This window comes from Mycolicibacterium neworleansense (genome assembly GCF_001245615.1).
In the GTDB taxonomy this organism is placed as follows: domain Bacteria; phylum Actinomycetota; class Actinomycetes; order Mycobacteriales; family Mycobacteriaceae; genus Mycobacterium; species Mycobacterium neworleansense.
In genome coordinates, this window is record NZ_CWKH01000001.1 from 1622296 (window position 1) to 1643283 (window position 20988).

22 protein-coding genes are annotated in these 20988 nt (G+C 68.4%); 5 read left to right on the top strand and 17 right to left on the bottom strand.

From position 1 onward, the window contains the following. Positions 1–34: 34 nt before the first annotated feature. Positions 35–1480, top strand: coding sequence for an HNH endonuclease signature motif containing protein (locus BN2156_RS07550; protein WP_090511975.1), 1446 nt, complete (start codon positions 35–37; stop codon positions 1478–1480). On the opposite strand, the gene BN2156_RS07555 is transcribed toward BN2156_RS07550, so the two are convergent. The 4 genes from BN2156_RS07555 to BN2156_RS07570 form a co-directional block, all read right to left on the bottom strand. Next, the gene (locus tag BN2156_RS07555) at positions 1477–3732 is read right to left on the bottom strand and encodes a molybdopterin-dependent oxidoreductase (protein WP_090511978.1); all 2256 of its coding nucleotides are present in this window, start codon (positions 3730–3732) and stop codon (positions 1477–1479) included. The genes BN2156_RS07550 and BN2156_RS07555 overlap by 4 nt on opposite strands. 94 nt (positions 3733–3826) lie before the next feature. Then, complete coding sequence (gene nusB / locus BN2156_RS07560) at positions 3827–4315, bottom strand: transcription antitermination factor NusB (protein ID WP_090511980.1); 489 nt, start codon at positions 4313–4315, stop codon at positions 3827–3829. A gap of 2 nt (positions 4316–4317) precedes the next feature. Beyond that, a complete protein-coding gene (gene efp / locus BN2156_RS07565) occupies positions 4318–4881 on the bottom strand; it encodes an elongation factor P (protein ID WP_090511983.1) in 564 nt (187 codons plus the stop codon). Positions 4882–4905: 24 nt separating this feature from the next. Continuing rightward, positions 4906–5991 carry a M24 family metallopeptidase gene (locus tag BN2156_RS07570; RefSeq protein WP_090511985.1) on the bottom strand — a complete coding sequence of 362 codons (1086 nt, stop codon included), beginning with the start codon at positions 5989–5991 and terminating at the stop codon, positions 4906–4908. A 33-nt stretch (positions 5992–6024) separates the two neighbouring features. Between BN2156_RS07570 and BN2156_RS07575 the strand changes: the two genes are divergently transcribed. Further along, a complete protein-coding gene (locus tag BN2156_RS07575; protein ID WP_090511988.1) occupies positions 6025–6564 on the top strand; it encodes a B-4DMT family transporter in 540 nt (179 codons plus the stop codon). Positions 6565–6619: 55 nt separating this feature from the next. Here BN2156_RS07575 and aroB read toward each other — a convergent pair whose 3' ends face one another. From aroB to BN2156_RS07620, 9 genes are all read right to left on the bottom strand, one after another. After that, complete coding sequence (aroB, locus tag BN2156_RS07580; RefSeq protein WP_090511989.1) at positions 6620–7699, bottom strand: 3-dehydroquinate synthase; 1080 nt, start codon at positions 7697–7699, stop codon at positions 6620–6622. After that, positions 7692–8420 (bottom strand): shikimate kinase, encoded by a 729-nt coding sequence (locus tag BN2156_RS07585; RefSeq protein WP_090511992.1) that lies wholly within the window; start codon positions 8418–8420, stop codon positions 7692–7694. Before BN2156_RS07585 ends, aroB begins: the two co-directional genes overlap by 8 nt. Beyond that, positions 8420–9619: a chorismate synthase gene (aroC, locus tag BN2156_RS07590; RefSeq protein ID WP_090515624.1), complete on the bottom strand. Its 1200-nt coding sequence runs from the start codon at positions 9617–9619 to the stop codon at positions 8420–8422. Before aroC ends, BN2156_RS07585 begins: the two co-directional genes overlap by 1 nt. A 119-nt stretch (positions 9620–9738) precedes the next feature. Further along, the gene (locus BN2156_RS07595; protein ID WP_090511994.1) at positions 9739–10164 is read right to left on the bottom strand and encodes a prepilin peptidase; all 426 of its coding nucleotides are present in this window, start codon (positions 10162–10164) and stop codon (positions 9739–9741) included. 9 nt (positions 10165–10173) lie between these two features. Then, positions 10174–10995: a shikimate dehydrogenase gene (locus BN2156_RS07600; RefSeq protein WP_090511997.1), complete on the bottom strand. Its 822-nt coding sequence runs from the start codon at positions 10993–10995 to the stop codon at positions 10174–10176. Then, positions 10985–12229 carry an endolytic transglycosylase MltG gene (locus tag BN2156_RS07605; protein ID WP_090511999.1) on the bottom strand — a complete coding sequence of 415 codons (1245 nt, stop codon included), beginning with the start codon at positions 12227–12229 and terminating at the stop codon, positions 10985–10987. Before BN2156_RS07605 ends, BN2156_RS07600 begins: the two co-directional genes overlap by 11 nt. Next, positions 12222–12740: a Holliday junction resolvase RuvX gene (gene ruvX / locus BN2156_RS07610; RefSeq protein WP_090512002.1), complete on the bottom strand. Its 519-nt coding sequence runs from the start codon at positions 12738–12740 to the stop codon at positions 12222–12224. The genes BN2156_RS07605 and ruvX overlap by 8 nt, the downstream gene beginning before the upstream one ends. A 4-nt stretch (positions 12741–12744) precedes the next feature. Continuing rightward, positions 12745–15435 carry an alanine--tRNA ligase gene (alaS, locus tag BN2156_RS07615; RefSeq protein ID WP_090515626.1) on the bottom strand — a complete coding sequence of 897 codons (2691 nt, stop codon included), beginning with the start codon at positions 15433–15435 and terminating at the stop codon, positions 12745–12747. 106 nt (positions 15436–15541) lie between these two features. Continuing rightward, positions 15542–15943, bottom strand: coding sequence for a secondary thiamine-phosphate synthase enzyme YjbQ (locus BN2156_RS07620; RefSeq protein ID WP_090512006.1), 402 nt, complete (start codon positions 15941–15943; stop codon positions 15542–15544). A 116-nt stretch (positions 15944–16059) separates the two neighbouring features. On the opposite strand from BN2156_RS07620, the gene BN2156_RS07625 reads away from it, so the two are divergent. Both BN2156_RS07625 and BN2156_RS07630 read left to right on the top strand, forming a co-directional pair. After that, entirely contained in the window at positions 16060–16680 is a 621-nt protein-coding gene (locus BN2156_RS07625) for a hypothetical protein (protein ID WP_090515627.1), read from the top strand. Between the two features lie 89 nt (positions 16681–16769). Then, on the top strand, positions 16770–17078 hold the full coding sequence (locus BN2156_RS07630; RefSeq protein WP_090512009.1) for a GlsB/YeaQ/YmgE family stress response membrane protein: 309 nt from the start codon (positions 16770–16772) through the stop codon (positions 17076–17078). Between the two features lie 61 nt (positions 17079–17139). Here the strand turns inward: BN2156_RS07630 and BN2156_RS07635 are convergent, their stop codons facing one another. Together BN2156_RS07635 and BN2156_RS07640 are read right to left on the bottom strand one after the other, a co-directional pair. Then, positions 17140–18477 carry a replication-associated recombination protein A gene (locus tag BN2156_RS07635; RefSeq protein WP_090512011.1) on the bottom strand — a complete coding sequence of 446 codons (1338 nt, stop codon included), beginning with the start codon at positions 18475–18477 and terminating at the stop codon, positions 17140–17142. A 30-nt stretch (positions 18478–18507) separates the two neighbouring features. Then, positions 18508–19341 (bottom strand): DUF3097 domain-containing protein, encoded by an 834-nt coding sequence (locus tag BN2156_RS07640; protein ID WP_090512014.1) that lies wholly within the window; start codon positions 19339–19341, stop codon positions 18508–18510. 57 nt (positions 19342–19398) lie between these two features. Here BN2156_RS07640 and BN2156_RS07645 point away from each other — a divergent pair, with 57 nt between their 5' ends. Beyond that, positions 19399–19989 carry a hypothetical protein gene (locus BN2156_RS07645; protein ID WP_090515629.1) on the top strand — a complete coding sequence of 197 codons (591 nt, stop codon included), beginning with the start codon at positions 19399–19401 and terminating at the stop codon, positions 19987–19989. Here the strand turns inward: BN2156_RS07645 and BN2156_RS07650 are convergent. After that, positions 19973–20293, bottom strand: a complete 321-nt coding sequence (locus tag BN2156_RS07650; protein WP_090512017.1) for a DMT family transporter — start codon at positions 20291–20293, stop codon at positions 19973–19975. The genes BN2156_RS07645 and BN2156_RS07650 overlap by 17 nt on opposite strands. Continuing rightward, on the bottom strand, positions 20290–20943 hold the full coding sequence (locus BN2156_RS07655) for an FMN-dependent NADH-azoreductase (protein WP_090512019.1): 654 nt from the start codon (positions 20941–20943) through the stop codon (positions 20290–20292). Before BN2156_RS07655 ends, BN2156_RS07650 begins: the two co-directional genes overlap by 4 nt. Positions 20944–20988: the final 45 nt, after the last annotated feature.

Sequence of the window (20988 nt, forward strand, 5' to 3'; positions counted from 1 at the left end):
TTTCCTGTCAGGGTATCGAACTAGTGTTCGAATCATGAAGGTCGGGTTGGCGCAGAACCGGGATGCGGTGCAGACCGCGCTGGCCGGCCACCTGGCTGCGACCTCGACGCTGGCTGACGTCGATTTCACCAGGTTCGGCACCGCCGAGTTGTTGGCGCTCCAGTCGGAACGCGAGCGCCAGGCCCGCACGCAGGCGATGATCGATCACCGGATCCAAGCCGCCCTGATGGGTCAGGCCGCCCCGCACGAGATCGGTGGCAAGTCCTGGAAGGACGTGCTGGCCACCCGGATGCGGATCAGCGGCAAGGAAGCCTCACGCCGCGTGGCCGCGGCCGCCGATCTGGGGCCGCGCTGTGCCATCGGCGGTGAGGTGTTGGAGCCGCTGCTGCCCGCGTGCGCCCAGGCGCTGCTGGCCGGCACGATCAACACCGAACACATCACGATCATCCGGGACACCGTGGCGAAGGCCGAAAAGTACGTCAACACCGCCGAACTCGGCCAGATCGAATCAGACCTGGTGGCCGCAGCGACCCGCGACACCCCCGAAACGCTCAAGGCAGCTGCCGACAAGCTGCTGTATCTGCTCAACCAGGACGGCGACGGGCCCGATGTCGCGGCACACCTGCGTGGGCTGCGGGTCGGCAAGCAGGACGCCGACGGCCTGGTGCACGTCGAGGGCTGGCTGGACCCCGAGGCCGCGTCGTATCTGACTACGGTCACGGGCGTGTGGGGCCGGCCGGGCATCAACAACCCCAACGATCCTGAGCCACTGCACAACCCCACGCCCAACCCGCTCGAGGCTCCAGTCGCCGATGTCGAAGTGCCCAAAGCCGATTCGCAGGGCCCCGACGCCTGCCACCAGCAGGCCGCCGCCGACCGTGACGCCCGGACCCAGGCGCAGCGCAATCACGACGCACTCAAGGTCGCGTTGCGCGAAGTTCTGATGTCCAAACGGCTCGGCCGGCATGGCGGGCTTCCGGTCACCGTGGTCGTGTCCACCACCTTGACCGAACTGGAGGCCGGCGCCGGAATCGCCGTCACCGGTGCGGGCATCCGGATGCCGATGAATGACCTGATCCGGTTGTCCTCCCACAGCTTTCACTACCTCACCGTGTACAAACACCACACCGCCGAACCGCTGTACATGGCCCGCACCCAAAGGTTGGCCACCAAAGCTCAACGACTGCTGCTCTATGACCGTGACCGCGGCTGCACCCGCCCGGGTTGCACCGCAGCGGCCGACTACTGCCAGGTTCACCACGCCGAAGCCGACTGGCAGCATGGCGGACAGACCGACGCCCCCGGCCTCGCCCTGAGCTGCGGACCTGACAACCGCCTCGTCGGGCTCGGCTGGACCACCAGTGTCGACCCCGACACCGGCCGCATCCACTGGCATCCACCGCCGCTGATGGACACCGGCCAAGGCACCGTCAACCACCACTTCCACCCCGAGGAACTATTGGTTCCTCCAGAGCCCTAGCTGTGAGCCAGCGTCCGGCTGACTGTCACCGGGATGCCATTGAGTGCACCATTGCCGGACGGCTCGTCGATGAAGTCCGGCAACGACAGGATGTTGGTGTTCACCCCGGGTGACGCGTTCGCGACGCCCAGCCGCGTGCCAGGCTGACCGTGACCCCAGCCGTGCGGCATCGACACCACGCCCGGCTTGATCGCATCGGTCACCTCGACCGGCACTACGATCTTGCCTGCGGTCGACGCCACTTCCGCGTTGTCGCCGTCGGAGATACCGCGCTCGGCGGCGTCGCGGCTGTGCATCAGCAGGGTGCACCGGTCCCGGCCCTTCATCAGCGAGCCGACGTTGTGCAACCAGGAGTTGTTGGAGCGCAGATGCCGCCGGCTCACCAGCACGAGGTCGTCGGGATTGCGTTCGAGCCGCTCGGCCAGCCGTGGCAGGTCGTCGAGCAGGTATTGCGGCGCCACCCGGATCTTCTTGTCCGCGGTGCCGAGCACTTCGGGTACGCGCGGCACCATCGGGCCGTAGTTGATGCCATCCGGGTGGGCCTTGAGCTTCTCCAGGGTCAGCCCGTCGGCGTTTTCGCCGTACCGGTCGCCGAATGAGGCGGTCCGCAGGGTCAGGTCGAGCATGCGCTCCGGGCCGCCGTGGTCGTAGTGCCGGCGAATCTCCGCGCCGTCCAGCCCCTGGGTGAAGCACAGGTAGTCGAACCAACCGTCGTCGAGCGCGGCGATGTCGACGTCCTCGGCGGGGGTGCCGGTGCACAGCCCGGTCAGCCGGATCAGGATCTCCCATTCCTCAGGCGCATCGGGATCCTCGCGGTGGAACACCGGTGGCGAGTACCGGGCGAAGCTGTTGATCGCCGCACCCAGCAGCAAGTCAGCGGAGTGCGCCTGCTCGAGCGCCGAAGCACCGGGCAGGATGACGTCGGCGTGCCGAGTGGTCTCGTTGAGCCACAGGTCAATTGAGATCATCGCGTCCAGTTGCGGCAGTGCCTCGTCGAGCTTGTCGCCGCCCGGGGTGGACAACACCGGATTGCCGGCCACCGTAATCAGCGCCTTGAGCTGCCCCTCGCCGGGCGTGACGATCTCTTCGAGCATGCACGACACCGGCACCTGGCCCAGCACCTCTTTGGCCCCGCGGACCCGGGTGCGGTAGCGGCCGAAGTTCGGGGCGCCGTCCTCCAGGCCCGGGATCGGCTGGCCGGTGACGGTCCAGGCGGTCGGGGTGGCGAACATCGCGCCGCCGGGGGTGTCGAAGTGGCCGGTGACGATGTTGACGACGTCGATCAGCCAGCTCGCCAGGCTGCCGAACTCCTGGTTACAGGTGCCGATCCGGCCGTAGACCACCGCACGCGGGGTGCCGGCCAGCTCGCGGGCCAGTGCCCGAATCCGCTCGGCATCGATACCCGTTGCGGCGGCGACTCTTTCGGGCGACCAGTCGGCGACGGCCCGCTCCAGCGCGGGGACCCCGTCGAGGTGCCGTTCCAGATCGCCGAGGTTGACCAGCCCTTCGTCGAAGACGGTGTGGATGATCCCGAGCAGCAGCGCCGCGTCGGTGCCGGGCGTGATCGGCAGCCACTCGTCGGCCTTGGCGGCGGTGGCGGTGCGCACCGGGTCGATGACGATCACCTTGCCGCGCTTACGGATACCGGCGATGATGCCCATCACGTCGGGGGCGGCCAGGAGCGAACCCTGGGAGGCCGCGGGGTTGGCCCCCATCACCACCAACAGGTCGGTGCGCTGGATGTCCGGCGTCGGGAAGGCCCACCAACTGCCGTACATCAGGTGCGACGACAGGTTCTTCGGCCACTGGTCGATCGTGCCCGGCGAGTAGGTGATCGGCATACCGGACAGGCCGAGCAGGATCGCCGAGTAGCGCGACAGCGAAAACGAGTGCGCCAGCGGGTTTCCGGTATAAGCCGCGACCGCGCCGATGCCGTACTTCTCGATGACGGGAGCGATCAGTTCGGTACAGCGACGGAACGCGGTGTCCCAATCGACCTCGCGCCACTGGCCGTCGACCTTGATCATCGGACGGCGGATCCGGTCCGGGTCCTCGTGCAGCGCGGCCAGCGACGCACCCTTCGGGCAGATGTGACCCGCGCTCCACTGATCGGACTTGTTCGGCCGAACGCTGGCCACCAAACCGGCGGAGACCTGAATCTCCAAGCCGCACATCGCCTCACACAGCGGGCAAGCGTGCAGGTGCAGGCCGTCCTCGCCGACGTCCGCGATCTTTCTCGGCTCGAGTCCCATCAGCGGCCTCCGAATGTCGGTACGGGTCCTCACACACGTAACAACATCGTGGCACCGAATGGCACCGGTGATCCCGGTGTTCGGGATACGCGTTCTACTGCTCGGGGCGGTCCTGAGTCGCGCCCTGCACGGCCGCAGCCGCGGCGCGGATCTGCGGCGTCACCAGCATCACCTGGCCGAGCACGCCGTTGACGAACCCGGGCGACTCGTCGGTGGACAGCTCCTTGGCCAGCTCGACGGCTTCGTCCACGGCCACGGGCTCGGGGACGTCCTCGGCGTGCAGCAGTTCCCACACCGCCACCCTCAGGATGGCCCGGTCCACGGCGGGCAGCCGCTCCAGCGTCCATCCCTGCAGATGCGCAGAGATCAGGTCGTCGATGTGGGCGGCGTGCTCGGTGACACCGCGTGCCACCGACACCGTGTAGGGGTTGAGCGGGGTGACGTCGGACTGGTCCTCGGCCAGGGCGGCTCGGCCATCGGCCACCGCCTCCGGCGTCAGACCGCGCGCCTCGGCCTCGAACAGCAGGTCCACGGCGCGCTTGCGGGCCTGGTGACGGCCCCGGTCGCCACGGCGGTCAGGCATGGTCAGCCATTCACGCGGCCGAGGTAGCTGCCGTCGCGGGTGTCGACCTTGAGTTTGTCGCCGGTGTTGATGAACAGCGGAACCTGGATCTCGGCGCCGGTCTCCATCGTGGCGGGCTTGGTGCCCGCGCTGGAACGGTCACCCTGCAATCCGGGCTCGGTGTGGGAAACCTCGAGCTCGACGGACACCGGCAGTTCCAGGTACAGCGGAACACCGTCGTGGAAGGCGATCTGCACCGGCAGGCTCTCCAGCAGGAAGTCGGCCAAGCGGCCGACGAGCGACTCGGACAACGGATGCTGGTTGAAGTCCTCGGAGTCCATGAAGACGAAGTCGTTGCCGTCGCGGTACAGGTAGGTGGCGTCGCGGCGATCCACGGTGGCGGTCTCCACCTTCACGCCCGCGTTGTAGGTCTTGTCGACGACCTTGCCGGACACCACGTTCTTCAGCTTCGTCCGCACGAAGGCCGGGCCCTTACCCGGCTTGACGTGCTGGAATTCGACGATCTGCCACAGCTGTCCGTCGATCTGCAGGACAAGCCCGTTCTTGAAGTCGGCAGTCGATGCCATGAGGGTGTAGCTCCTAAGCTTTTGTCACAAAATGGCCAGTTCCTTGGGGAACCGGGTAAGCAGGTCGGGTGCCGCCTCTCCGACGACCAGGGTGTCCTCGATCCGGACACCGCCGCGATCGGGCAAGTAGACACCTGGCTCAACGGTGACCGCAGAGCCAGCAAGCAGTGTACCGGCGGCAGCGGCATTGATTCCCGGCGCTTCGTGGATCTGCAGTCCGACGCCGTGCCCGAGGCCGTGGCCGAAGTTGTCGCCGTAGCCCGCATCGGCGATGACCTGGCGCGATGCGGCATCCACCGCACTCAGCGAGACACCGGGAGCCAGTGCGTCGCACCCCGCCTGCTGCGAGGTGGCCACCAGGCCATAGACGTCGCGCTGCCACTGCGCCGCCGGGCCCAGCACGAACGTGCGCGTCATGTCGGAGTGGTATCCCTCCACCAGGGCACCGAAATCGATCTTGACGAAGTCCCCCGCGGCCAGCACCGCATCCGTGGGCCGGTGGTGCGGGATGGCGGAGTTCGCGCCCGCCGCCACGATGGTCTCGAAGGACGGCCCGTCGGCACCGTGTTCGAGCATCAGGGCTTCCAGCTCGTTGCGCACCTCGCGCTCGGTGCGGCCGGGACGAAGGGCGCCACGCTCCAGCAGGTCCATCAGCGCCGCGTCGGCGGCCTCGCAGGCCAATCGCAGCATCGCGATCTCGCCGGCGTCCTTGACCTCGCGCAGGGCCTCCACGGTGCCCGCGGCGCGTACCCACTCGACCGTGTCGCCGGCGGCCTTCTTCAGGGCCGTGTAGGCGTCCACGGTCACCACGTGGCTCTCGAAACCCAGCCGCACGGCACCGGCGCGGGCGGCGCGCCCGGCCAGATGTGACCCGCAGGCCCGTTCGATGACCACCTCGGCGTCCGGTGACTGATGCGCGGCCTGCGTTCGGTAGCGCCCGTCGGTGGCCAGCACCGGAGTGGCGTCCTCGGCGAGGATCAGCAGGGCCGCGTTGGAACCGGTGAATCCGGACAGGTAACGCACGTTGACCAGGTCCGTTACCAACATCGCGTCCAGGCCCGCGTCGGCCAGCCGACGCCGCAACCGGTCCCTGCGCTGGGAAATAGTCACGGTCTGTGACGCTACTCGCTACAGTGTGCCCCCATGAGCAAGTGGTTACTGCGCGGAGTGGTGTTCGCAACAGCGATGGTCATCGTGCGCTTACTGCAGGGAGCACTGATCAACGCCTCGCCGGGTAATGCCACCTGGTGGAGCCTCGCGCTGGTCACGGTGTTCGGAATCGGAGTGCTGATCTGGGGCCTGTTCGACGGCAAGGCGGACGCACGTGCCAATCCGGATCCGGATCGTCGTGCCGACCTGGCGATGACCTGGCTGGTCGCCGGTCTGTTCGCCGGAATCGTCAGCGGTGCGGTGGCGTGGTTCATCGGGTTGTTCTACAAGAGCCTCTACACCGATGCACTGCTCAACGAGGTCACCACGTTCGCGGCGTTCACCGCCCTGCTGGTCTTCCTGCTCGGCGTGGCCGGCGTGACGGTTGGCCGCTGGTTGGTGGACCGCAAGGCCCCGCCGATGCCGCGCCAACGCCACCACGGCCTGGCCGCGGACGACCGCGCCGACACCGATGTGTTCGCCGCGGTGAGTGCCAACGGCGCCACCGAGCACCCCGAACAGCCCAAGCAGTAACCGCTCCCGCCCGCGAGGGCGGCCCACGGGTTTCAGGCGCCAGTGGCGCGGGCAGTCAGGCCCGCGCCACTTCTGCGTATGCGGCCGCCAACAGTGACGGATCCGGGCCCTCCAGGCGGCCCGGCTTGGCCAGCCCGTCGAGCACGACGAACCGCAGCACTCCCGAGCGGTTCTTCTTGTCGCCTGCCATGTAATCCATCAGCTGGGGCAGCGCGTCGCCGTCGTAGGTGACGGGAAGGCCGAGCGCGGTCAGTACCGTGCGGTGCCGGTCGGCGGTCTCGTCATCCAGACGCCCGGCCAGCCGGCCCAATTCGGCCGCGAACACCAAGCCCACCGACACCGCGGCGCCGTGGCGCCACTTGTAGCGTTCGCGACGCTCGATGGCATGGGCCAGGGTGTGGCCGTAGTTGAGGATCTCGCGCAGTTGCGACTCGCGTTCGTCAGCAGCAACCACCTCGGCCTTGACCGCGATCGCCCGGCGGATCAGTTCGGGCAGGACCGTGCCGGTGGGGTCGAGCGCAGCTTCCGGATCGGCCTCGATCAGATCGAGGATGACCGGATCGGCGATGAATCCGGCTTTCACTATCTCAGCCATCCCGGCGACAATCTCGTTGCGCGGCAACGTTTCCAGCGTCGCGAGGTCCACGAGCACCGCGGCGGGCTGATGGAAGGCGCCGACAAGGTTCTTGCCGGCATCGGTGTTGATGCCGGTCTTTCCGCCGACCGCGGCGTCCACCATGCCCAGCAGGGTGGTGGGGACGTGCACGATGTCGACACCTCGCAACCAAGTGGCCGCAGCAAAGCCGGCAACGTCGGTTGCCGCTCCCCCGCCCAGGCTGACGACAGCATCCTTGCGGCCGATACCGATGCGCCCCAGCACTTCCCAGATGAAGCCGACGACAGGCAGTTCCTTGCCCGCCTCGGCATCCGGAATCTCGATACGGTGGGCTTCAATTCCCTTGTCGGCCAAGTGTTGCCGCACGGCTTCGGCGGTCTGCGTCAGCACCGGCTGGTGCAGAATCGCCACCTTGTGCCGGCCCTCGAGGGTGTTGCCCAGTTCGCCGAGCAGTCCGGTTCCGATGATGACCGGGTAAGGCCGGTCCACCAGTACCTCGACGATTACGGGGTCAGTCATCATGTCGCTCCGCGTTGCGAGCGGCCAGGGCCGCTGGGGTGGGTATGGCTGTGGATTCGGCACCAGAAGCCGTGCCTGCGGGTTGGCTGCCCTTGGCCTCGGAACCGGAGGAGGACTGTGCGGAGGCCGTACCGCGCCGCCACGGCGGACGCCGTCGCCGCCGCTTGGCCGCCCGCGTCTGCTGGGCCTGTTTCTGAGGCTGTTTTTGGGTCGGGGGGTTTTCCAGTCGCGTGACGATCGTGCGGACCACCGCGCCGGGGTTGCGCCGGTTGGTGTTGATCCGCATGGTCGCCACCCGGCGGTACAGCGGCACCCGCTCGGACATCAGGGCACGAAACTTCTCGGCCCGGTCGGGCCCGGCCAACAGCGGCCGGACGGTGGAACCGCCTGTGCGGCGGACCCCCTCGGCCGCGCTGATCTCCAGATACACGACGGTGTGCCCGGCCAGTGCGGCACGAACGCCGGGGGTGGTGACCGCGCCGCCACCCAGGGACAGCACGCCATCGTGCGTGGCCAGCGCCGAGCGGATGACCTCCTCCTCGATGCGCCGGAACTCCGCCTCGCCGTCGGTGGCGAAGATGTCGGCGATCGTGCGGCCGGTGGTCTCCTCGATCGCGGCGTCGGTGTCGAGCATCGTCAGGTTCAGCGCCTTGGCCAGCCGGCGGCCGATCGTCGACTTGCCCGAACCCGGCAGGCCGATCAGTACCGCCCGTGGCGCCATCAGCCCAGGGCCTGCGCCGCCGGCTCGCGCTCGGCGACGGCCCGCAGGTAGGCGTCGATGTTGGCCCGGGTCTCGGTCAGCGAGTCCCCGCCGAACTTCTCCAGCACGGCGCGGGCGACCACGAGGGCGACCATGGTCTCCACCACCACACCGGCGGCTGGGACCGCACACACGTCGGACCGCTGGTGAATGGCGACGGCTTCTTCACCGGTGGCCATGTCGACGGTGGCCAGCGCGCGCGGCACGGTCGAGATCGGCTTCATCGCGGCGCGGACCCGCAGCGCCTGGCCGTTGGTCATGCCGCCTTCCAGGCCGCCGGCCCGGTTCGTCGAGCGCAGGACCCCGTCGGGGCCGGGGTACATCTCGTCGTGGGCGACGCTGCCGCGACGGCGCGCGGTCTCGAAGCCGTCGCCGATCTCCACGCCCTTGATCGCCTGGATACCCATCACCGCGGCAGCCAGCTGGCTGTCGAGCCGGTTGTCGCCGCTGGTGAACGAGCCCAACCCGATCGGCAGCCCTTCGACGATGACCTCGACCACACCGCCGAGGGTGTCGCCGTCCTTCTTGGCGGCCTCGATCTCGGCGATCATCGAGGATTCAGCGTCCTTGTCGAAGGCCCGCACCGGGCTGTCGTCGATGGCCTCCAGATCGGAGAACTGCGGCGGCGGGCCGTCATAGGGCTCGGACGCGCCGATGGAGATGACGTGCGAGACGACTTCGACACCGAGTGCGGCGCGCAGGAAGGCCCGGGCCACGGTGCCTGCCGCGACCCGCGCCGCGGTCTCGCGGGCACTGGCACGTTCCAGCACCGGGCGGGCATCATCGAAGCCGTATTTGAGCATGCCGGCGTAGTCGGCATGCCCCGGGCGGGGACGGGTCAGCGGGGCGTTACGCGCCACGTCGAGTTCGGTGGGGTCGACCGGGTCCGGGGACATCACGGTCTCCCACTTGGGCCACTCGGTGTTGCCGATCTCAATGGCGATCGGCCCGCCCAGGGTGGTGCCGTGACGCACCCCGGCCAGCATGGTGACCTGGTCCTGTTCGAACTTCATCCGGGCGCCCCGGCCGTAGCCGAGTCGACGACGCTTGAGCTGTGCCCCGATCTCCTCGGAGGTGATGGGCACGCCGGCAACCATCCCTTCGAGCATGGCCACCAGGGCGCGGCCGTGGGATTCACCAGCTGTGGTCCATCGCAACACGGCTGTCATTCTCCCACGTCGGGGTTTGCCTCCCGAAATCCGTGGTCGATCGTGCTGAACGTCGCCTTGTGTGCGAGTTTCGCGCGGCTTTTCGACCACGGGCCAACGCTCGCCCGTGGCTAGGCCAGAACGAGCGCCACCGCCGCGGCACTCGCGGCACACATCGACGGTCCGTGCGGCACGGTCCGCACCCCGCACGCGGCCGCGCCCAGTGCCAGGCAGGCGGTCAGCAGCGGTGCGGCCAGCGCGGCCAACAACCACACATCGATCCCGAACGCCCCGGTCATCGCACCCAGGCCGATCGCGAGTTTGACGTCGCCGCCGCCCATCGCCCGCGGCGAAAGCAGATGCACCACCAGGTAGAGCACCGCCAACCCGGCGGCCCCGGCCAGTGCAGCAACACCGCGTCCCGCGATGGCGGCCGCACCCAACACCAGAAGCGCACCGGGAAGCGTCAGCCAATTCGGCAGCCGGCGTTCGGCGATGTCGTAGCCGGTCAGGGCCAGCAGCCACGCCGCCGTGACGAGCGTCAGCCCCACCCCCATCGATCGAGGCTAGAGCCGCTGCAGCGCGTCCCTCATCACCTCTTTGGGAGCGGGCATCCCGGTGAACTGCTCGACCTGGGCGAAGGCCTGGTTCAGCAGCATCTGCAGACCGTTGATCGCCTCGCCACCTGCGTCCTCGACGGCCTGAGCCAGCGGCGTCGGCCACGGGTCGTAGATGGCGTCCAGCACGCGTGGCACCCGCGCCAGCGTGCCCGCATAGGCGGCGGCCGCGTCGGCCGGGATGGTGCTGACGGCCGCATCGGCGGAAGCCACCGCGTCTGCCAGCGCCGTGCCGCCGATGTCGCACCATCTGCCCTGCGCCCCGCACCGGCCGGCCAAATCGACGAGCCGCGATGCCTTGCCCTCGTCGCGCGCCACGATGGTGATGGTTTGCACGCCGAGTTCGGCCAGCGCCACGACGGCAGCCGGGGCGGTGCCACCGGATCCGATCACCAGCGCGGACTCACCGGCCGTGCCGAGCGCGCCGGTGACTCCGTCGATGTCGGTGTTGTCGGCGCGCCAGCCACCGGTCGGGGTCCGCACCAGGGTGTTGGCCGAGCCCACCAACTGGGCGCGGTCGGTGCGCTGATCGGCGAACTCCAGCGCCGCGAACTTGCCCGGCATCGTGACCGACAGTCCGACCCACTCCGGGCCCAGGGCGCCGACCAGCCCGGGCAGTTGTTCGGCCGTGCACTCGATGCGCTCGTAGGTCCATGTCGCCAACCCCAGCGCCCGGTAGGCCGCCAGATGCAGCTGCGGCGAACGCGAATGCGTGATCGGCGAGCCGAGAACAGCCGCGCGGCGTCCCTCTGCGTCTTGGTTATCGGGCACTGTCGAGGACACCGTTGTGCTGCGCCAGTTCGATGTTGGCCAGGTGTTCGTCGTAGTCACGGGTGAACAGCGTGGTGCCCTGCAGATCGATCGTCACGAAGTACAACCAATCCCCCTCCGCGGGGCGCTCGGCCGCGGCCAGCGCGTCCGTGCCGGGTGAGCAGATCGGGGTCTTCGGAAGCCCTTCACTCATATAGGTATTCCACGGGGTGACCTTGGCCCGGTCGTCATCGGTGGTCGCCACTTCCTGGCGGTCCAGCGGATAGTTGACGGTCGAGTCGAACTCCAGCTTGCGGTGTTCGGCCAGCCGGTTGTAGATCACCCGCGCGACCTTGGCGAAGTCCTGCGGCTTGGCTTCGCGCTGCACCAGGGAGCCGACGGTGAGGATCTGATAGGGCGACATCTGCATCGCCGCCGCGGTGTCGAGCAGACCGCTCTGGGTGTAGACGTTGGCACTGCCCGCGATGAGGGTGGACAGGATGTCCTGTGCCGTGCCGGCGGGGTCGACATTCCAGGTGCCGGGCGCGATCAGGCCCTCCAGCCGACGATGATCGTTGGGCATCGCCGCCACCGGAGCGGCGGCCCACTCGGGTACCGCCAGCGCCGCGGCGGGTGCCGTCTGCGCTGCGGCGCGCAGTTGATCGACCGGTACGCAGCGCTTTTCGCCGTCGAGTTCGACGCAGGAGGCCTGCGAGATCAGGGTGAAGATGCCTTCGGTGACGGCCTTGGTCTTGACGTCGGCGGTGTCGTCGAGCTGGCGGCCCTCCGGGATCGTCAGCTTGCCCACCCGGCTCTCCGGATCAGCCAGGCGCTCAACGGCATTGGCCGCGGGGATCTCGGTGCGCAATTTGTAGAAGCCGGGCTGGATCGCCGAGATGGCCTCGTTCTCGTGGGCCGCGTCGACGAAGGCCTTGACCGTGGCCACCACTCTTCTGTCCTGCAGGGTCTTGGCAATGGCCGTCGTGGAATCGCCGTCGTGCACCTGGATTACGACGTCGGCCACCCCGTCACCCGCGTAGTCGTTGGCGCTACCGGACATGCTGTGCCACAGCTTGGATCCCAAGAACACGGCGCCGATCGCCACCACGATGAGCGCTGCGATCGAGAAGCCCCTGGTGACGCGTCGCTTCCGGTCATTGCGGGCTTTGCGGGCCCGCTCGGCCTTGCTCAGCCCGCGGCGCGGTGGTCCGACCACCTCGGGCTTCGCCCTGTCGGCACCCCACTTCTCAGCCATCCATGCCCTCTCTGCGCGCAGCCAGGGCCGCACGTCGCTGATCCAGCCAGCTCTGCAGAATGCCCACCGCAGCGGCCTGGTCGATCATCGCCTTCTGTCCCTTTGCCCGAACCCCCGCTTCGCGCAACGACCGTTGAGCCGAAACAGTAGTGAGCCGCTCGTCGGCCAAGCGCACCGGTATCGGGGCGATCCGACGGGCCAGCAGATCAGCGAGTTCGACGGCGTCGACGGCTGAGGTGCCGGCCCGGTCGGCGAGAGTGCGCGGCAGTCCGACGACGACCTCGACGGCCTCGTACTCGCCGATCAGCGTCACCAGTCTGCGCAGGTGCTTGCCCGACCGGTCGCGCTTGTCCCGCTGAACGGTCTCGACCGGCGTGGCCAGGATCCCGTCGGGATCGCAACTGGCCACACCGATCCGCACGGTTCCGACGTCGATGCCGATGCGCCGCCCACGTCCGGGGTCGTCGTCCCCTGGGCGGTCCGGTAACCGGTCGTCGACCGTGTCGGACACGAAGCTAGCCCCGGCCGATCTCGGCGCGCAGCGCGGCCAACGCCGCGTCGATACCCGCCGCCCCCTTACCGGAACCTTGTGCCATGTCCGCTTTGCCGCCCCCGCGGCCGTTGACCGCTGCGCTGAACGGTTTGACCAATTCGTTGGCGCGCAGCCCGAGATCCTGAGCGGCCGGGTTGACCGCCACCACGAAGGGCACCGCGTCGTTCTCGGCCTCGGCGATCAGCGCCACGACCGCCGGGTCGGAGCCGAGCTTGCCCTTGATGTCGCCGACCAGGGTGCGCAGATCACCGCCCGACATGCCGCCGGCCATCCGCTGCGCGACGACCCGGACCTTGCCGATGGTCTCGGCGCCGGCGGCCGCGTTGGCCGCCGCGGCCCGGGCGTTGGCCAGCCGGGCCTTGTCCAGTTCCTTCTCGGCCGCCTTGAGGCGCTCGACGAGGTTCGCCACCCGGGCCGGCACCTCTTCGGAGGGCACCTTGAGCGACGAGGCCAGGCCCGCCATCAGGGCGCGTTCCTTGGCCAGGTGCCGGAAGGATTCGAGGCCAACGTAGGCCTCGACCCGGCGGATGCCGGAACCGACCGAGGACTCCCCGAGGATGGTGACCGGGCCGATCTGGGCCGAGTTGTGCACATGGGTGCCACCGCAGAGTTCCAGCGAGAACGGCCCGCCGATGTCGACCACCCGCACCTGGTCGGGGTAGTTCTCGCCGAACATCGCCATCGCGCCCATCGCCTTGGCCTTGTCCAGGGCGGTGATGAAGGTGTTCACCTGGTAGTCGGCCTCGACAGCCTCGTTGGTCACTTCTTCAATCTGGGTGCGCTGGTCGTCGGTCAGCGCACCCTGCCAGTTGAAGTCGAACCGCAGGTAACCGGGACGGTTCAGCGAGCCGGCCTGAACGGCACTGGGGCCCAGCACCTGTCGCAGCGCGGCGTGCACCATGTGGGTGCCCGAGTGCCCCTGGGTGGCGCCGTGACGCCACTTGGGATCCACGGCCGCGGTGACGGTGTCACCCTCGACGAACTCGCCGGATTCGACGTTGACGCGGTGCGCCCACAGGGTTTTGGCGATCTTCTGCACATCGGTGACTGCCGCCTTGGCTGTCCCGGAGGCACCGGTCCCGGTGATCGAGCCCTCGTCGGCGATCTGCCCACCGGATTCGGCGTAGAAGGGCGTGCGGTCGAGGATGAGTTCGACCCGGTCGGCCTCCAGCCCGTCATGCGACACCACCGGGACCCGCTTGCCGTCCACGAAGATACCGAGAATCCGTGCCTCGGAAGACAATTCGTCGAAGCCGGTGAACTCGGTGGGCCCGCTGTCGACCAGCTCGCGGTACGCCGACAGATCGGTGTGGGCCTGCTTGCGGGCGGCGGCGTCAGCCTTGGCACGCTGCCGCTGCTCGGCCATCAACGATCGGAAACCCTGCTCGTCGACGGACAGGCCGGCCTCGGCCGCCATCTCCAGGGTGAGGTCGATCGGGAAGCCGTAAGTGTCGTGCAGGGTGAATGCGTCGGTGCCGGACAGCACCGTGGCACCCGATTTCTTCGTCGCGGCGGCGGCGTCGTCGAACAGCTTCGAGCCGGCGACCAGGGTCCGGTTGAACGCCGTTTCCTCCGCCACGGCGATCCGGTTGATGCGCTCGAAGTCGGTGACGAGCTCCGGGTACGACGGGCCCATCTCATCGCGCACAGTGGTCATCAGCTGACTCATGATGGGCTGCTCGACACCGAGCAGCTTGGCCGCGCGGATGATGCGGCGCAGCAACCGGCGCAGCACATAGCCGCGGCCCTCGTTGCCGGGGCTGACGCCGTCGCCGATGATGATCGCCGCGGTGCGGCTGTGGTCGCCGATGATGCGGTAGCGGACGTCGTCCTCGTGGTTGCCCGCACCGTATCCGCGGGGCGCGATCGAGGCGACCACGTCGATCACCGGACGCACCAGGTCGGTCTCGTAGACGTTGTCCACGCCCTGCAGCAGGCAGGCGATGCGCTCGACACCCATGCCGGTGTCGATGTTCTTGCGCGGCAGCGGCCCGAGAATCTCGAAGTCGTCCTTCGAGGTGCCCTCACCGCGCTCGTTCTGCATGAACACGAGATTCCAGATCTCGATGTAGCGGTCCTCGTTGGCCTCCGGCCCGCCCTCGATGCCGTACTCGGGTCCGCGGTCGTAGTAGATCTCCGAGCACGGACCGCACGGCCCGGGGATGCCCATCGACCAGTAGTTGTCGGCCATGCCGCGGCGCTGGATGCGCGACAGCGGTAGGCCGGCCACTTCCTGCCACAGTCCGATCGCCTCGTCGTCATCCAGATAGACCGTTGCCCACAGCCTTTCCGGATCGAAGCCGTAACCGCCCTCGCTGACCGGGTTGGTCAGCAGGGTCCAGGCCAGCTCGATGGCGCCCTTCTTGAAGTAGTCGCCGAACGAGAAGTTGCCGGCCATCTGGAAGAAGGTGTTGTGCCGGGTGGTGATGCCCACCTCGTCGATGTCCGGGGTGCGGATGCACTTCTGCACGCTGGTGGCGCGGTCCCACGGCGGCGTGCGGGCACCGAGGAAGTAAGGCACGAACTGCACCATGCCGGCATTGACGAACAGCAGGTTGGGGTCGTCGAGGATCACCGAAGCACTGGGCACCTCGGTGTGGCCCGCCTTCACGAAATGATCGAGGAAGCGCTTCCTGATCTCGTGTGTCTGCACGTTGCTCGTGTCCTCGTGTTCGTGGGTGGCTGGGGTTGCAGGCAACCACCAGTTCGACCGCTTTACATTACCGTTCTGCGCGTTCGCCCCGAAAAGGCGACGAGCGTCACTCCCCCAGAAAGCTCAGCCGAACCGAACGCTGCGGGTTGTCGCGGTTCAGATCGACCAGCACGACGCTCTGCCAGGTTCCCAGCAGCGGGCGACCCGCCTGGACCGGCAGGGTCACCGACGGCGATACCAGGGCGGGCAGCACGTGATCGGCCCCGTGGCCGAACGATCCGTGGCTGTGCCGGTAGCGGTCATCGCGCGGCAGCAGCCGTTCCAGGGTATCGAGCAGGTCGTCGTCGGAGCCTGCGCCGGTCTCGATGATGGCCACACCGGCCGTCGCGTGCGGGACGAACACGTTGCACAGGCCATCTCGGTGCGCCCGGCAGAACTCGCGTACCGAGTCGGTGAGATCGACGATCCGGCGCCGCGAGGTGTCCACGTCGAGTACGTCGGTGTCCATCGGACCAGCCTACGAGCCGATCGTCAGACCCATTGCCACCTGCGGCCCAGCGGAGGAAGGTGGGGGTGGAACCGGTGGCGCCACCGGGGCGCCGCCCTGGCAGGAAGGGGTGGATCGTGTTCGCACGTTCAACCACGATCGCGGCGCGCACCCAGGCCGTAAACACCGGCATCGCGCACGTCCGCGACGAGGTCATGCCCGCCCTCGACTCCGTCGACGGCTGCGTGGGCCTGTCCCTGATGGTGAACCGGGAATCGGGCCAGTGCGTCCTCACCACGGCCTGGCGATCCGCGGATGCCATGCATGCCAGCGCCGCAGCGATAGCGCCGATGCGCCATCGCGTGGTGGAGGTATTCGCCGGCACCGCCACCGTCGACGAGTGGGAGATCGCGGTGGTGCATCGCGAGCAGTACTCCGGACCCGGCGCCTGCGTTCGGGCGACGTGGCTGCGAACCCGCCCCGAACTGTTCGACCGGGCCGTGGAGTTCTACCGGACCTCGGTGCTGCCCGCGATGGAAGATCTGGAGGGATTCTGCAGCGCGAGCCTCATGCTCGACCGCGGATCGGGCCGGGCGGTGTCCTCGGCCACCTTCGACAGCGTCGAGGCGATGGACCGCAACCGCGATCAGGCCAGGGCATTGCGCACGGCCCGGCTGCGTGACCTGAGTGCCGAACAAATCGATGTCGGAGAGTTCGAACTGGTGCTGGCTCACCTGCGGGTACCCGAGATGGCCTGACCGGTAACGAGTCCAGAATTGACGGCACCGTTTGGGCGGTGAATGCCCGGGGTATCTCCCCTCCAGTCCAACTCAGCCCTGGAGGAGAAATGACCATCACCGGCATCATCAGCGCGATCCTGATCGGTATCGTCGTCGGCCTGATCGGCCGGCTGATCGTCCCCGGCAGACAACCCATCGGGGTTCTGGTGACGATCGTGGTCGGCATCGTGTCGGCATTCATCGGTAGCGCCATCGCCCGTGCCCTCGGCATCCCGACAGTCACCAATGGCATCGACTGGCTCGAATTGCTCGTCCAGGTCATCGTTGCCGCCATCGGTGTGGCACTGGTATCGGCGTTCATGGGACGCAGAAGGACCGGCATCATGGGTAACCGACGGTCCGGCCTGCTGGGCTGACCATCCAGCCCGCACGGTCCCGGTTGAAAATTCAACCGGGACCGTGTTTTTCGTCGAGCCGTCAGCGGCGGGCGCGGCGGATGATGGCCCGCAGCTTGTCCACCCGGGTGACGAGTTCGCGTTCGAAGCCGCGCCCGGTCGGCTGGTAGTAGTCCACGCCCACCAGGTCGTCTGGTGGATATTGCTGTGGCACAACACCATCGGGATGATCGTGGGCGTACTTGTAGCCCACCGCGTTGCCCAGTTTCTGCGCGCCCGAGTAGTGACCGTCGCGCAGGTGCGGCGGCACCAATCCGGCCTTGCCGGCCCGGATGTCGTTCATCGCCGCCCCCAGCGCCGTGGTCACCGCATTGGACTTGGGCGCGGTGGCCAGGTGCACCGTGGCGTGCGCCAGCGTCAACTGCGCCTCGGGCATTCCGATCAGCTGCACGGTCTGGGCTGCCGCCACCGCGGTCTGCAGCGCGGTGGGATCGGCCATCCCGATGTCTTCGCTGGCCAGGATCATCAACCGGCGCGCCACGAAGCGGGGGTCCTCCCCCGCCACCAGCATCCGCGCCAGGTAGTGCAGCGCCGCGTCGACGTCGGATCCGCGGATCGACTTGATGAAGGCGCTGACGACGTCGTAGTGCTGATCACCGTCGCGGTCGTAGCGCACGGCGGCCTTGTCCAGCGATTGCTCGATCGTCTCGACAGTGACCTGTTCGCGGGGTTCGGCGGCCACCTCCAGGGCGGTCAGCGCCCGCCGCGCATCACCGGCCGAGAGCTGCACGAGCAGGTCGACGGCCTCGTCGGTGACCTCGACCGCGCCGCCCAGACCGCGCGGGTCGGTGATCGCGCGGCGTAGCACGGTCTCGATGTCCTGCGGGGTCAACGGCTGCAACTGCAGGATCAACGACCGCGACAGCAGCGGCGCGACCACCGAGAACGACGGATTCTCGGTGGTGGCCGCGACCAACAGGACGACCCGGTTCTCCACCGCCGCCAGCAACGCGTCCTGCTGGGTCTTGGAGAAGCGGTGCACCTCGTCGATGAACAGCACCGTCTGTTCACCGTGGTGGACGAGGGCGGTCCGGGACTTCTCGATCACGGCCCGGACCTCTTTGACCCCGGCGCTCAGCGCCGAGAGCGCCTCGAACCGCCGGCCGGTGGCCTGCGAGATGAGCGAGGCCAGGGTGGTCTTGCCGGTGCCGGGCGGGCCGTAGAGGATGACCGACGCCGCGCCGGATCCCTCCACGAGTCGGCGCAACGGCGAACCGGCCTGCAAGAGATGTGACTGGCCGACGACCTCGTCGAGGGTGGCCGGGCGCATCCGGACTGCCAGCGGCGCCGAGGCAGGCGCCGGCGCACCCGGATCCGCAGGTGCGGGCTCACCGGGCACGTCGAACAAACTGTCGGACACGCCTTCTGCTTACCACGCCGAGGCCACCGGCTACGCCGGTGCCGTGACGAAATCGATCAGTTCCTCGACCCGGCCGATCAGCGCGGGCTCCAGGTCGTTCCAGTCCCGGACCCGGCCGCGGATCCGCTGCCAGGCCCGGGCGATGTCGGCCTGGTCCTGATGTGGCCAGCCCAGCGCGTCGCAGATGCCGTGCTTCCACTCCACATTGCGCGGGATCGTCGGCCAGGCCTTCATCCCCAGGCGGGCCGGCTTGACCGACTGCCAGATGTCGACGAAGGGGTGCCCGACCACCAGTGTGTGCTCACCACCGGGGCCGCGCCGCACCGCCTCGGCGATGCGCGCTTCTTTCGACCCCGTGACCAGGTGATCGACCAGCACGCCCAGTCGCCGGCCCGGCCCGGGCGCGAACTCCGCGACGATGTCGGCCAGATCATCGACGCCACCCAGGTATTCGACGACCACGCCTTCGATACGCAGGTCGGCGCCCCACACCTGCTCGACGAGCTCGGCGTCGTGGCGGCCCTCGACATAGATCCGGCTGGCCAGCGCGACGCGGGCCTTGGCGTTCGGTACCGCGACCGATCCGGACGCGGTGCGGGCCGGCGCCGCGGTCCGTTTCGGCACCACGAGGCTCACGGGCTTGCCGTCGATCAGGAAGCCCGGCCCCATAGGGAATGCCCGCACCTTGCCCCGGCGGTCCTCCAGTTCGACCCGGCCGCCCTCGACCCGCACCACTGCCCCGACGTAACCGCTCTGGGCATCCTCGACGACCAGGCCCTTCTCCGCGGGCTGTTCCTTCGATCGAGTCAGCTTGGGCGTGTGCGGGTTTCGGGACAGGATGTCAGAGCCGTAGCGATCAGTCACGCGGCGATCCTAGAAACGCCCGCAGCGATAACGAGGTTGCGACATACGATCGTGATCGTGCTGTTAGATCGGCCGACTGCCGATGGCATTGCCGACCGGACCATCTCGCTGGTGCTGCGGCGCTGGGACCGGCCCCGGGCCAAGCCCGGCGGGACCCAGCGCACGCAGGCCGGGACGATTCGCATCGACTCGGTCACCGAGCGTCCGGGCGATTACCGGGTCACCGCCGCGCAGGCCCGGGCAGCCGGTTATCCGGACGCGGCCACCGCCCAGCGGCAACTGGACCGTAGACCCGCCGCGCACACCTACCTCATCGGCGTCTCCTATCTCGGTCCGGACGAACGGCCCCAACTCGCCGCCGATGACGAGCTCACCGACGCCGATGTGGCGGCGATCTCCGCCAGGCTGGCGCGCTGGGACGCGGCCACCGAACCGTGGACGCGCCGGTACCTGGAGATGATCGCGGCCAACGCAGCCGTCCGCGCGCCCGATCTGGCGGCCCGGGTGTGCCTCGATGTGCCCCGGTTCAAGCGCCGGGTCCGCCAGCTCAAGGGGCTGGGCCTGACCATCAGCCTCGAGGTGGGGTACCGCCTGGCCCCGCGCGGGCGCGCCTATCTCGCGGCCATCGGGATCACTCCGGATTCGTGAACCGGGCGAGCACGATCCCACCGACGATCATGGACAGGGCCAGCGCACGGCCGGCACTCAGCGGGTCGCGGTGGATCAGAACCCCCAACGCGATGGCGCCGACCGCCCCGATGCCGGTGAAGACCGCGTACGCGGTGCCGACCGGCAGCCCGCGCATTGCCAGCGACAGCAGATACACCGACAAGGCGCCGACGGCCACGCACACGACGGTGGGCACCGGCCGGGTGAATCCGTCGGTCGGCTTGATGCTCTGCGACCAGGCGATCTCCACCAGACCTGCCAAACCCAGTAACAGCCAACTCATCTCGCGTACTCCTCGCCGAGAGTGCGGGCCGCGGCAAGGGCGTCCGCCAGAGATCTGTCATGGGTGGCCAGGAACCGGGCCAGCGAGGGATCTACTCGTGCGTTGGCCATTTCGGCGTTGACGAACACGGTGTCGGTGACGGCGTAGTGGCCCGCGAAGAAATCCCGCAAGAACCGTTCCTGGTAGTCGAACTCGGCCTTCGGCGAGCCGGGTGAGTACGCGCCACCGCGGGCTGTTGCCACCACAAATCGCGTCGGCGCCAGGGACATCCGCGGAAAAGTGACCTGATCGAGCCAGGCCTTGAGCGAGGCCGGTATCGAGTAGTTGTACATCGGGGTCGCGATCAGCACCACGTCGGCGGAGCGCAGCTCGTCCAGCAGGGGCTTGACGATCGCCCAGGCGGCGGCCTGCGTGGGTGTCCGCACCACGTCTTCGATCCGGTCCAGATCGGTGCCGCCGGCGGCCAGCACCGCGTCACAGATCTCCGTCCATCCTTCGCCGATGAACGGCACCGGGTCGTTCGCGACGTCGCGGTACAGATACCGCCCGTCGGGCCGGGCAGCCCGCCAGGACCGGGCGAACTCGGCGCCGACCTGGCGGCTGAGGGACCGATCGCGGGCGCTCGCGTCGATGTGAAGAAGCGTGCTCATGACAACCTCCAATTAAGTGGACAATGCGTCCATTTGAACTATGCA

Coding starts and splice junctions, on each gene's coding strand:
- BN2156_RS07550 (WP_090511975.1), top strand. CDS start 35: ATGAAGGTCGGGTTGGCGCAGAACCGGGATGCGGTGCAGACCGCGCTG.
- BN2156_RS07555 (WP_090511978.1), bottom strand. CDS start 3,732: ATGGGACTCGAGCCGAGAAAGATCGCGGACGTCGGCGAGGACGGCCTG.
- nusB (WP_090511980.1), bottom strand. CDS start 4,315: ATGCCTGACCGCCGTGGCGACCGGGGCCGTCACCAGGCCCGCAAGCGC.
- efp (WP_090511983.1), bottom strand. CDS start 4,881: ATGGCATCGACTGCCGACTTCAAGAACGGGCTTGTCCTGCAGATCGAC.
- BN2156_RS07575 (WP_090511988.1), top strand. CDS start 6,025: ATGAGCAAGTGGTTACTGCGCGGAGTGGTGTTCGCAACAGCGATGGTC.
- aroB (WP_090511989.1), bottom strand. CDS start 7,699: ATGACTGACCCCGTAATCGTCGAGGTACTGGTGGACCGGCCTTACCCG.
- BN2156_RS07585 (WP_090511992.1), bottom strand. CDS start 8,420: ATGGCGCCACGGGCGGTACTGATCGGCCTGCCGGGTTCGGGCAAGTCG.
- BN2156_RS07595 (WP_090511994.1), bottom strand. CDS start 10,164: ATGGGGGTGGGGCTGACGCTCGTCACGGCGGCGTGGCTGCTGGCCCTG.
- BN2156_RS07605 (WP_090511999.1), bottom strand. CDS start 12,229: ATGGCTGAGAAGTGGGGTGCCGACAGGGCGAAGCCCGAGGTGGTCGGA.
- BN2156_RS07620 (WP_090512006.1), bottom strand. CDS start 15,943: ATGGACACCGACGTACTCGACGTGGACACCTCGCGGCGCCGGATCGTC.
- BN2156_RS07630 (WP_090512009.1), top strand. CDS start 16,770: ATGACCATCACCGGCATCATCAGCGCGATCCTGATCGGTATCGTCGTC.
- BN2156_RS07650 (WP_090512017.1), bottom strand. CDS start 20,293: ATGAGTTGGCTGTTACTGGGTTTGGCAGGTCTGGTGGAGATCGCCTGG.
- BN2156_RS07655 (WP_090512019.1), bottom strand. CDS start 20,943: ATGAGCACGCTTCTTCACATCGACGCGAGCGCCCGCGATCGGTCCCTC.